This is a genomic window from Collinsella sp. HCP28S3_B9, from assembly GCF_052066095.1.
Lineage (GTDB): Bacteria > Actinomycetota > Coriobacteriia > Coriobacteriales > Coriobacteriaceae > Collinsella.
Map to the genome: position 1 here is coordinate 1 of NZ_JBQHST010000043.1, position 10,027 is coordinate 10,027.

The 10,027-nt window shown below is 56.2% G+C and carries 9 protein-coding genes; all 9 read left to right on the forward strand.

Going from position 1 to position 10,027, the window contains the following annotated elements; translation table 11 throughout:
* The first annotated feature begins 619 nt into the window (after positions 1-619).
* The 9 genes from pflB to ACTNBB_RS08735 all read left to right on the forward strand — a co-directional run bounded on the left by pflB (position 620) and on the right by ACTNBB_RS08735 (position 9,663).
* Positions 620-2,671, forward strand: a complete 2,052-nt coding sequence (pflB, locus tag ACTNBB_RS08695; RefSeq protein ID WP_427718174.1) for a formate C-acetyltransferase — start codon at positions 620-622, stop codon at positions 2,669-2,671.
* An 85-nt stretch (positions 2,672-2,756) separates the two neighbouring features.
* Positions 2,757-3,008 carry an autonomous glycyl radical cofactor GrcA3 gene (gene grcA3 / locus ACTNBB_RS08700; RefSeq protein WP_055252439.1) on the forward strand — a complete coding sequence of 84 codons (252 nt, stop codon included), beginning with the start codon at positions 2,757-2,759 and terminating at the stop codon, positions 3,006-3,008.
* A 549-nt stretch (positions 3,009-3,557) separates the two neighbouring features.
* Positions 3,558-4,412 (forward strand): DegV family protein, encoded by an 855-nt coding sequence (locus ACTNBB_RS08705; protein ID WP_441057864.1) that lies wholly within the window; start codon positions 3,558-3,560, stop codon positions 4,410-4,412.
* Positions 4,413-4,599: 187 nt separating this feature from the next.
* On the forward strand, positions 4,600-5,418 hold the full coding sequence (gene pflA, locus ACTNBB_RS08710) for a pyruvate formate-lyase-activating protein (RefSeq protein ID WP_427718181.1): 819 nt from the start codon (positions 4,600-4,602) through the stop codon (positions 5,416-5,418).
* A gap of 227 nt (positions 5,419-5,645) precedes the next feature.
* The gene (locus tag ACTNBB_RS08715) at positions 5,646-6,764 is read left to right on the forward strand and encodes a serine hydrolase (RefSeq protein WP_441057867.1); all 1,119 of its coding nucleotides are present in this window, start codon (positions 5,646-5,648) and stop codon (positions 6,762-6,764) included.
* 79 nt (positions 6,765-6,843) lie between these two features.
* Positions 6,844-7,581: a 5'-methylthioadenosine/S-adenosylhomocysteine nucleosidase gene (gene mtnN, locus ACTNBB_RS08720; protein WP_441057870.1), complete on the forward strand. Its 738-nt coding sequence runs from the start codon at positions 6,844-6,846 to the stop codon at positions 7,579-7,581.
* Between the two features lie 42 nt (positions 7,582-7,623).
* A complete protein-coding gene (gene yihA, locus ACTNBB_RS08725; protein ID WP_055252447.1) occupies positions 7,624-8,214 on the forward strand; it encodes a ribosome biogenesis GTP-binding protein YihA/YsxC in 591 nt (196 codons plus the stop codon).
* A 101-nt stretch (positions 8,215-8,315) separates the two neighbouring features.
* Positions 8,316-8,999: a DUF3990 domain-containing protein gene (locus tag ACTNBB_RS08730; protein WP_441057873.1), complete on the forward strand. Its 684-nt coding sequence runs from the start codon at positions 8,316-8,318 to the stop codon at positions 8,997-8,999.
* Positions 8,965-9,663, forward strand: coding sequence for a helix-turn-helix transcriptional regulator (locus tag ACTNBB_RS08735; protein ID WP_441071083.1), 699 nt, complete (start codon positions 8,965-8,967; stop codon positions 9,661-9,663). Before ACTNBB_RS08730 ends, ACTNBB_RS08735 begins: the two co-directional genes overlap by 35 nt.
* Positions 9,664-10,027: the final 364 nt, after the last annotated feature.

Consider the following 10,027-nt stretch of genomic DNA (forward strand, 5'->3'; position numbering starts at 1 on the left):
ATGACATGCCGGGGGCGGACCGGGACGGGTTCAACGGCAGGCCCCGCCGACCGATTGCAAGCGGTCGGCGGGGCCATTGTGGCTCTTGACAGCGGATTGGGTCATATGAGCAAAAAGGCCGCGGCCGACAGGGTCACCGCAGCCGCTTAATGCCAAGCGGCAATCAAAGCTAAATAACTAGCCACGCCACAGGGCGGCCCCGGGGGAAATCCCGGGGCCGCCCTGCAGTTTCTGTGGGTCTCTGGGACACTTTACCCTTCTAAAGCTGACATAACAGCTAGAGTGAACGTCGTACAAAGGCAAGGAAAAATACCAAACAAATCGGTGAACGGTAGTTGTTCACGCTCGCATTTCCTGCGGATTTGTTAAAAACGCCCTAATGGTATAAAAAAAGAAACATATAACAGCCCTGATGAAGGGGGTGGCTATGTTATCCTTCTCAAACGGGTGAAATCTTGGGTTTTGGGTTGCAGTTCCAAGGTGGACAAACGTTTTTCCCTGTGCTAACGCGCGATGGAAGGCGAATGAAGCCGGTCATGCAACCCGAACATTCAAGAATTCAATAAGCAGCGGTGTGAGAGAGCGCCGCATTATACGTAACTAGGAGCGTGGTTACACAATGCAGGAGGCATGGGAAGGCTTCAAGGAAGGCATCTGGACGGGAGAGGTTGACGTCCGAGACTTCATCCAGAAGAACTACACCCCCTACGAGGGCGACGAATCGTTCCTCGCCGGTCCGACCGAGCGTACCAAGGAGCTGTGGGGCGAGGTTCTCGACCTGCTGCTCAAGGAGCGCGAGCAGGGCGGCGTCCTCGATATGGACACCAAGACTGTCACGGGTATCGTGAGCCACCCCGCTGGCTACATCGATAACGCCCACCGCGAGAAGGAGACCATCGTCGGTCTTCAGACTGACAAGCCGCTCAAGCGCGCTCTGCACGTCAACGGTGGTATCCGCATCGCTTGCCAGGCTGCCAGCCAGCACGGCTACAAGATCGACGAGAACGTCGTCGAGCGCTACACCTTCGAGCGCAAGACCCACAACGCCGGCGTCTTCGATGTCTACACCCCCGAGATGCGTGCTTGCCGCTCGGCTCACATTATCACCGGTCTGCCCGATGGCTATGGCCGCGGCCGCATCATCGGCGACTACCGTCGTGTCGCCCTGTACGGCGTCGACTACCTGATCAAGGATAAGGAGGCCCAGAAGGCTTCCACCCCGACGGTCATGACCGCCGACAACATCCGCGATCGCGAGGAGCTGCAGGAGCAGATCCGCGCCCTCGGCGAGCTCAAGATGATGGCCGAGACCTATGGTTTCGATATTTCCAAACCTGCTACCAACACGCAGGAGGCCATCCAGTGGATGTACTTCGCCTACCTCGCTGCCGTCAAGGAGCAGAACGGCGCCGCTATGTCCATCGGCCGTACCTCTACGTTCATCGACATCTACGCTGAGCGCGACCTTGCCAACGGTACCTTTACCGAGGAGCAGATCCAGGAGTTCGTGGATCACTTCATCATGAAGCTCCGCATGGTCAAGTTTGCCCGTACCCCCGAGTACCAGGCCCTGTTTACCGGCGATCCGCAGTGGGTCACCGAGTCCATCGGCGGCATGGGTGTTGACGGCCGTACGCTCGTTACCAAGATGAGCTTCCGCTACCTGCACACGCTCGAGAACATGGGCACCAGCCCCGAGCCCAACATGACCGTTCTGTGGTCGACCCGTCTTCCCGAGAACTTCAAGAAGTTCTGCGCCAAGACTTCTGTCGCCAGCTCCTCGGTCCAGTACGAGAACGACGACCTCATGCGCGTTTACCACGGCGACGACTACGGCATCGCCTGCTGCGTGTCCTCCATGCGCATTGGCAAGGAGATGCAGTTCTTCGGCGCTCGTGCCAACCTGGCCAAGTGCCTGCTGTACGCACTCAACGGCGGTGTTGACGAGGTCTCCAAGAAGCAGGTCGGCCCCAAGTATCGAGCCGTCGAGGGCGACACGCTCGATTACGATGACGTTATGGCCAAGTACAACGACATGATGAAGTGGCTCGCTGGCGTGTACGTCAACTCGCTGAACATCATTCACTACATGCACGACAAGTATTGCTACGAGCGCATCCAGATGGCTCTGCACGACAAGCACGTGCACCGCTGGTTCGCTACGGGCATCGCTGGCCTTTCCGTCGTGGCTGACTCCCTGTCCGCCATCAAGTACGCCAAGGTTCACCCCGTCCGTGACGAGAACGGCATCATCGTCGACTTCGAGACCGAGGGCGAGTTCCCCAAGTACGGTAACGACGACGACCGCGTCGACCAGATCGCTCACGACGTTGTGCACCAGTTCATGGAGTACATCCGCATGAACGACACCTACCGCAACTCCGTGCCCACGACCTCGGTTCTGACCATTACCTCCAACGTCGTGTACGGTAAGAAGACCGGCTCCACGCCCGACGGCCGCAAGGCTGGCCAGCCGTTCGCCCCGGGTGCTAACCCCATGCACAAGCGCGATAGCCAGGGCGCCATCGCTTCGCTGTCTTCGGTTTCCAAGCTCCCGTTCCGCGATGCCCAGGACGGCATCTCCAACACCTTCTCCATCATCCCGGGCGCGCTCGGCAAGGAGGACCAGGTGTTCTTTGGTGATATCGACCTTGATCAGCTGGGCGAGTAACTATTGTTAGTGCTATACTAACAATAACGATTACTGATTAGTGCGCCGGTTTCGGCCGGCGCCGATCGATTGAAGGAGACACATTATGAAGGTTTCTGAAGTTTCCGAGACTCAGGCCGATAACTTGGTCCACATGCTCGACGCTTACGCCGAGAAGGGTGGCCACCACCTGAACATCAACGTCTTCAACCGTGAGACGCTGCTCGACGCTCAGGCTCACCCCGAGAAGTACCCGCAGCTGACCATCCGCGTTTCCGGCTATGCCGTGAACTTCCACACGCTCACCAAGGAGCAGCAGGACGAGGTCATTTCGCGTACCTTCCACAACAAGTTCTAAAGGGACTCAACTCCCACCGAAGACCCGGTAAGGCCTACGCACTTTGCCTCTCAAACGTCCTCGCCGCTTCGCGGCTGCGGAATGTTTGCGAGGCAAAGTGCTCCCGGCCTTGCCGGGTCTCCTGCGTTATCGCACTTTAGGGAACCACGCTAAATTAAATTGGTGTCCTCGGACATGCAAGAAGCCCTCGCTGCGCACTTCGTGCGGCGAGGGCTTCTTGCGTCCTGCGGAATGTTTTGGGAGGTAGCCCAAACAGCCCCGGCGGGGTCCTGTGTAGTCACCCTTTAGGTGGAACTCTCCTAATGGGCTGAGCGTTCTGGATACTTACTTGCTACCGTTTATCGCGTATAGCTACCGTTTGCGGAGTAAGTAACACTTAGTAATAAACCGTGTAAAATCTCAGTTAAGAACGGAGTTTTCCAGGGAGACGCTGTCCTTTGTTTTGTGCAAGGGACGGCGTCTCTTTGGCGCTTGGAGACCGTTCTGTAGCAGGACGGCGGACGTGCGTCACATATTAAAAAGTCAACGTCGAGATGGGTCGTGATAAGAATGGGCAAGTACGTAATCGTGGTTGAATCTGGTTCGGATGTGACGCCAGAGCTCTGCGAACGCTACGGCATTGTGCGTGTGCCCATGCATGTCACGATTGGTGACGAGACCGTCGAGGACGGCTCGATCGATCCGCTCGAGATCTATTCGCGCTGCAACGAGTTTGGCGTGATGCCCAAGACTAGCGGCTGCGCGCCGGCAGATTTCTCTCGCGTGTACGACCGCATTCACGCCGAGCAGCCCAACGCGACCATTTTGCATCTTGCGTATTCCGAGGCCACGACCTGTTCGCATCAGTCCTCGAAGATCGCGGCAGAGGGGCGCGACTACGTGTTCTCCATGGACACGCGTTTTGTCTCGGTGGGCCAGTCGCTTGTTGTCGTCGAGACCGCCAAATACATCGAGGCTCATCCCGATGCCACCGTCGACGAGATCTTTGCTTTTACGAACTCCGTTATGGACCGCGTGTTGCTGGGCTTTGTTCCTACCGACCTTGCCTTCCTTAAGGCGGGCGGTCGCTTGTCTAACGTGGCGTTCCTGGGCGCCCATCTGCTCAAGATTAAGCCCTGCATTGAGGTAACGGGCGGCAAGTTCGTGGCGACCAAGAAGTTCCGCGGCTCTATGCTCAAGTGCGCCCGCGCCTTTATTGACCACATGGTTGCGAAGGGCGAAATTGACTACTCGCACATTAGCCTGGCGTATTCGGTAGGCCTTTCCGAGGAGCTGCGCGACGACATGGAAGTCTATGCGCACGACCTGGGCTTTAAGGACGTTACCTGGACTCAGGTCGGCGGCGTCATCTCGAGCCATTGCGGCCCGACCGCCTTCGGCGCGGTGCTCACGCTCAAGGCGTAACGCCTGGTGTCTATCGATTTCTATTGCCTCGGCGGCGGGCGGGTTGCGACAACCTTCCCGCCGCTTTTGCATGGGGCCAAATAGGACAATCCAATTGACCGCTAAACCGTTTCGCCATCAAGCATATAGGCTAGAATGACTCTGGCATTTATGTATCTAAAAACCAATGAGAGGCAAGGTATCGGGAATGGCTGAGATGAAGCTCGAGGGTATGGACGCTCGTCCTGAGGACTCCGCGTTTGCCCTGGGCCGCGTGCATTCGATCGAGACGATGGGAACGGTCGATGGACCCGGCATCCGCTTTGTGGTGTTTGTTCAGGGCTGCCCCATGCGCTGTGCGTATTGCCACAACCCCGATACCTGGTCGGTTAACGGCGGCACCATGGTGACCGTCGAGCACCTGATAGACGAGTTCCAGAGCAACCATGAGTTTTACCGCAGCGGTGGTATTACGGTATCCGGCGGCGAGCCGCTCCTGCAGCCTGAGTTCTTGGCCGACCTGTTCCGCGCAATGCACAACAACCCCGATGGTCGCGTACATACCTGCTTGGATAGTTGCGGCTATGCGTTCGACCCCGCGCATCCCGAGAAGTTCGATGCCGTACTCAACGAGACCGATATGGTGCTGCTCGACATTAAACACGCCGATCCCGTCGAGCATAAAAAGCTGACCGGTTGCGATCCTGCGCGCATCCTGGCGTTTGGCGATGAGCTGGCGCGTCGCAGGATCAAGGTCGTTATCCGTCACGTGGTAGTACCGGGCATTACCGACACGGCAGAGGAGTGCGAGGCACTCGGTCGTCTGATTGCCCCGTGGCATAACGTGGTGGGCCTGGAAATGCTGCCGTATCACACGATGGGCGTCGTCAAGTATGAGCAGCTGGGGATTCCCTATAAGCTCGAGGGCGTTCCACAGATGGATACCGCGCGCATGCCCGAGCTGCGCAACGCCGTCATGACGGGCATGAAAAAGCGCCGCGCGGAACTCAAAAACGCCATCGGCTAGGGGTAGCTCATTTGGGGCCGGTAGGGTGGAGAAGTAGCTAAAAGAGCCCCGTCCTAAAAAGACTGCTCTATGGGTTGCGGTGAGATGCGCAACAGAATCGTGCCATTTGGATAAATACGCTTGTGGTTTCTTTAAAGACACCTTAAACGCTTCTGAATATCTTTGGAAAGAAATGCCTGCTCGGTATTATGCTGCTCGTATATGAACGGGAGCAGCCAGGAGACCACGTGCGAAACAACGCATCGCGGGACGAGTATGTGTCGCAGCATAGCAGCAGATATGAGACGAAGGGCACGTCTTCGCGTGGCCTTGCCGACGCTCGCATCCGCGTGACGAAGATTGCCGCCATGGGGATACTAACGTTGGCGGTTATTATCCTCGGAATTACCGCTAAAACCTACGCGTCGGAGCGAATGGCACACTCAGATGCGTCAACGGTACAGACGCAAAACAAAAAGGTCTCTAAATCTAAAGCCACCGCAAGTCAAACCCTGTCGACAGCGAGCCTCAAGACGAGGCTTTCGAAGGCGGACTTTAACGATATTCCCTCAGGCGATACCGTGCAGACCTTCTCACTGGTTGATAACCAGATCCCCGCCCTGGAGGATGAGAGCCTCGCCGCGCTCCAGGATACCCTTGATCAGGCCCAGGAATTGGGCGACGTGGGCGTGGTGTTTTACAATCTGTCGAGCGGCAAGGGCGTGACGTATAACGCGGACGCCGAGGTGTACGGTGCGAGCAGCTACAAGGCGCTCTATGTACTCTACGTCTGCGAGTTACTGGTCGAGACAGGGCAAGTATCGCTCGATGATACTCTGGGCACCTATGGCGGCTACAGTATGGGCTGGCTGACGGTTCGCGACCTGATCGAGACCTCGGTCGTCAACTCGGATAACGACTCGTTTGTCGCGTTGCGTGCAACGTTTGATCAAGATGGCTACGAGGATTGGATTGCCGCACTCGGCGCCGAAGACGAGGTCGCGCTCGATTCGATGAGCGATTTCCCAACCTACTGCCCGCGCACCTCGGCCAAGTTGTGGCGCGAGATGAGCGAGTATTTGATCCGTGAGAGCGAGACGTCGCAATGGCTGTCGGGCCTTCTGGCCTCTACGACCCGGTCCTTTATCCGTGACGGCATTGCGGACGACCATGCCACGGTGCGTAACAAAGCCGGCTGGATCAGCGAGGCAGGTTGCAATGCGACGTGCGATGCTGGCCTCATCGATGTCGATGGCGACACCTACATTATGAGCATCATGTCATCGATGCCGTGGAGTGACCGTTCGGGTGAGGCCGTGGCCGCCATCGCCAAGGCGCTCTACGATACCCGCGCTGCGCTGGCCTAACAGCTTCGTATTGCGCGGTTGAGTCAAAATGCTGGTACCATACCGTGGATAAACAGTTTTCACAGGTTTGGGGGATGGTATGCCTACCATCGCAATCATCGGTGCACTCGAAAAAGAGGTTGCGCAGATTAAAGAAGAACTGAACGGTGCCCATGTGTCGCAAGAGGCGGGCTTGAGCGTTGTAAGCGGCGAGCTCAACGGTCTGTCAGTGGTCGCCACGACCGCTGGCATGGGAACCGTAAACGCCGCTGGTGCAACACAGCATCTCATCAGCAGATATGCTCCGCAGGCCGTTGTGTTTTCGGGCATTGCGGGTGGCTTAAACTCCAAACTCCATATCAATGACGTGGTTATTGGCAAGTGCCTGCGCTATCTGGATACCGACACGGCGCTCATCGCCGAGTCGGCGCCGGAGCTTGAGGAGTTTGCCTCGACACCGGCTCTGGTTGACATCGCCACCACCGTGCTTGCCGAACATGGGTTTATCGATGCTTACGCTTCTGATTCCGCTGCGGAGAAGGACCCTAAACAGTTCCTGGTTGGCACTATCGCTACAGGCGACCGCTTTGTAACGGGCGACGCCATGCGCAGCGCCGCCATCGAGGCGACGCATGCCGATTGCGTCGAGATGGAAGGTGCTGCGATTGCCCATATTGCAGCCAAGAACGGTGTCGATTGTCTGGTGCTGCGTGCTATCAGCGATAATTGTGACGAGGCATATGACGCGTTTTGCGAGCGAGAGTTCGATTTGGACGAGTACGCCCGCACCGCGAGCGGCATTACACTCGATATCGTCCGCTGCATCGCCGCTGCGTAATCGTGCATCCCTATTGTAAGAACCTACGACCAAGGAGTATCCATGGCCGATTCCATTAACTACCAGCTTGCCAAGTTCGTCGCCAGCTACGGCAAGGTTTCGCAGATCCCCGAGTCCACCTGTCCCGAGGTGAGCTTTGTGGGCCGCTCCAATGTGGGCAAGTCGTCCATCATGAACAAGCTCTTTGGCCGCAAGAACCTGGTCAAGGTTTCGAGCACGCCGGGCAAGACGAGCAATATCAATTTCTTCGAGGCCGACGACGTGCACTTTGTGGATCTGCCGGGCTACGGTTTCGCCCGTCGTTCCAAGGCCGAGCGCGACCGCTGGGCCGAGCTCATCGGAGACTTCTTCGACTCCGAGCGCAGCTTTAACCTGGTTGTGTCGCTGGTGGACATTCGCCATGACCCCAGCAAGCTCGACCATGACATGATCGACTACCTGCAGGGCAACGAGTTCAACTTTATCGTCTGCCTCACCAAGGCCGACAAGCTTAGCCGCACCCAGCAGGCACGCCAAGCGGCAGCCATCAAAAAGCAACTCAACGTCCCGGCCGAAAACGTAATCATCACAAGCTCCCAGACCGGCACCGGCATCGACGAGCTCAAGCGCCGCATTGCCGAGGCCTGCCTCTAGTAGGGGCTCTTGGCAGACAATAGTTTGCATCTATCTATATCACCCCAGTGATAGTTGTTGGTACACTATCACTGGGGTGATATTTTTGTTTGGAGGTCGATATGGAGCTTTGGCACGGGTCGGAGGTTGTTGTCGAACGTCCGTCGTTGGATAAATGCAGACAATTCAATGACTATGGGCGCGGGTTTTATTGCACGCCACATGAGGAAATGGCGATGGAATGGGCATGCCGGACCGAGTCTGATGGCGTTGCCAATCGATATGAGCTTGATTTAGATGGCCTTTCGGTCTTGGATTTGGAGTCTGGGGAGTTTTCAATCCTCAATTGGCTTGCAATTCTGGCGAATAACAGAGAGTTCAATGTTTCGACGCCATTGGCGTGTGAAGGGCTTCGCTATCTACTTGATAACTGCTTAATTGATACATCTCCTTATGACGTTATTCGAGGCTATCGTGCTGACGACTCCTATTTTTCGTTTGCAAGACAGTTTGTCAGCGGCATGATATCGCTCAGACAGCTGCAACGTATCATGTGCTTGGGTGATTTGGGTATCCAATATGCCCTTATGAGCGAGCGCGCATTTTCGATGATTAGATTCTGCGATTGGAAGCGGGCTTCGGGGTCTGAGTTTTATCCCAAGCGTTTTGAGCGAGAGCAGAATGCTCGACGCAAATACTTGGATACGGTCAATGGGTTCGATTCCGAAGGTATCGACATTAGGGATTTAATGGCAGGGAGGGTTGATTTAAATGATCCAAGAGTTAACAGATCGTGGACCGAGTAGGACATATCCCGTCTACTACCTTGAGGACGCAATGAACAACCTCGGCGACTGCTTCGACTATGCCGTCAATGACTATGGAGCAGAAGGATCTGAAGTTGCTGAACTCTTTTGCCTGAGCGGGGTTGCTCGCGAGTTTGAACGCGGCAACGCATGGGTTGTGTCGGGAAAATCGGGTGTTGAGCTGTTCGCGCTTATCGCTGAAAGGTCGGGCTATCAAAACAGGCCTATACCGGACTGCACCTATCGATTTGAGAAGACGCCGGAATATTGGGCGGGCTGGATGCTGGCATACCTGCAGTGGCGCCTAGGAGAGTCTTTCGAAGATTTGCTGCATGTCGTTCCATTTGATGTGCTGCGCAGTCTGTATTACCCCTGGCACGAAGCCTCGGAGGAACGAGTGGCTCGCCTCGTCTGCGATATGGCGAAAAAAGCGTCCAGGCAAACCAAACTTGCGTTAGCAAGAAAGAAGCTTAAGAAAACCCAACAAGACCTAGCATACGAATCGGGTGTGTCACTCCGCTCAATCCAAATGTACGAGCAGCGCCAGAGAAACATCAATGAAGCTTCGGTAACAAGCGTAAGAGCCATAGCAAAAGCCCTCCACTGCAACATCGAAGACCTCCTAGAACCAGTCTTCGAATACAAGGAACCCAGTGCGGCGTAAACCAAGCACATAGTCGAAGCCTGTTGCTGGTAAGTGCTCCAGCCTAGCAAGAGCTCCTATCAATAAAGGGCCATAATTTCAGCCCGACGCCCCTTCAAAGCGTGGGTCCCTATAGACATCGCTAGCCACGTTGCCATAGGGCCACCCGGGGGCATCCCCTTAAAAACATTCCGCAGCACGAGGCCCGCTTATCCGCAGCTCCGAAGGAGCGCAATATTAAATCAGCGAATGCGATTATCCTGTCGAGGTCGCGTAGGTCTCCTTGGGGGGTGGCCCGCAAAAAATAACCAGGAACAAAATGGCCCGCCGGCCGCGCCGCCCCCCGCGGCCTATTTAGAACACGCAGGTTTTTTAGGGCGACCCC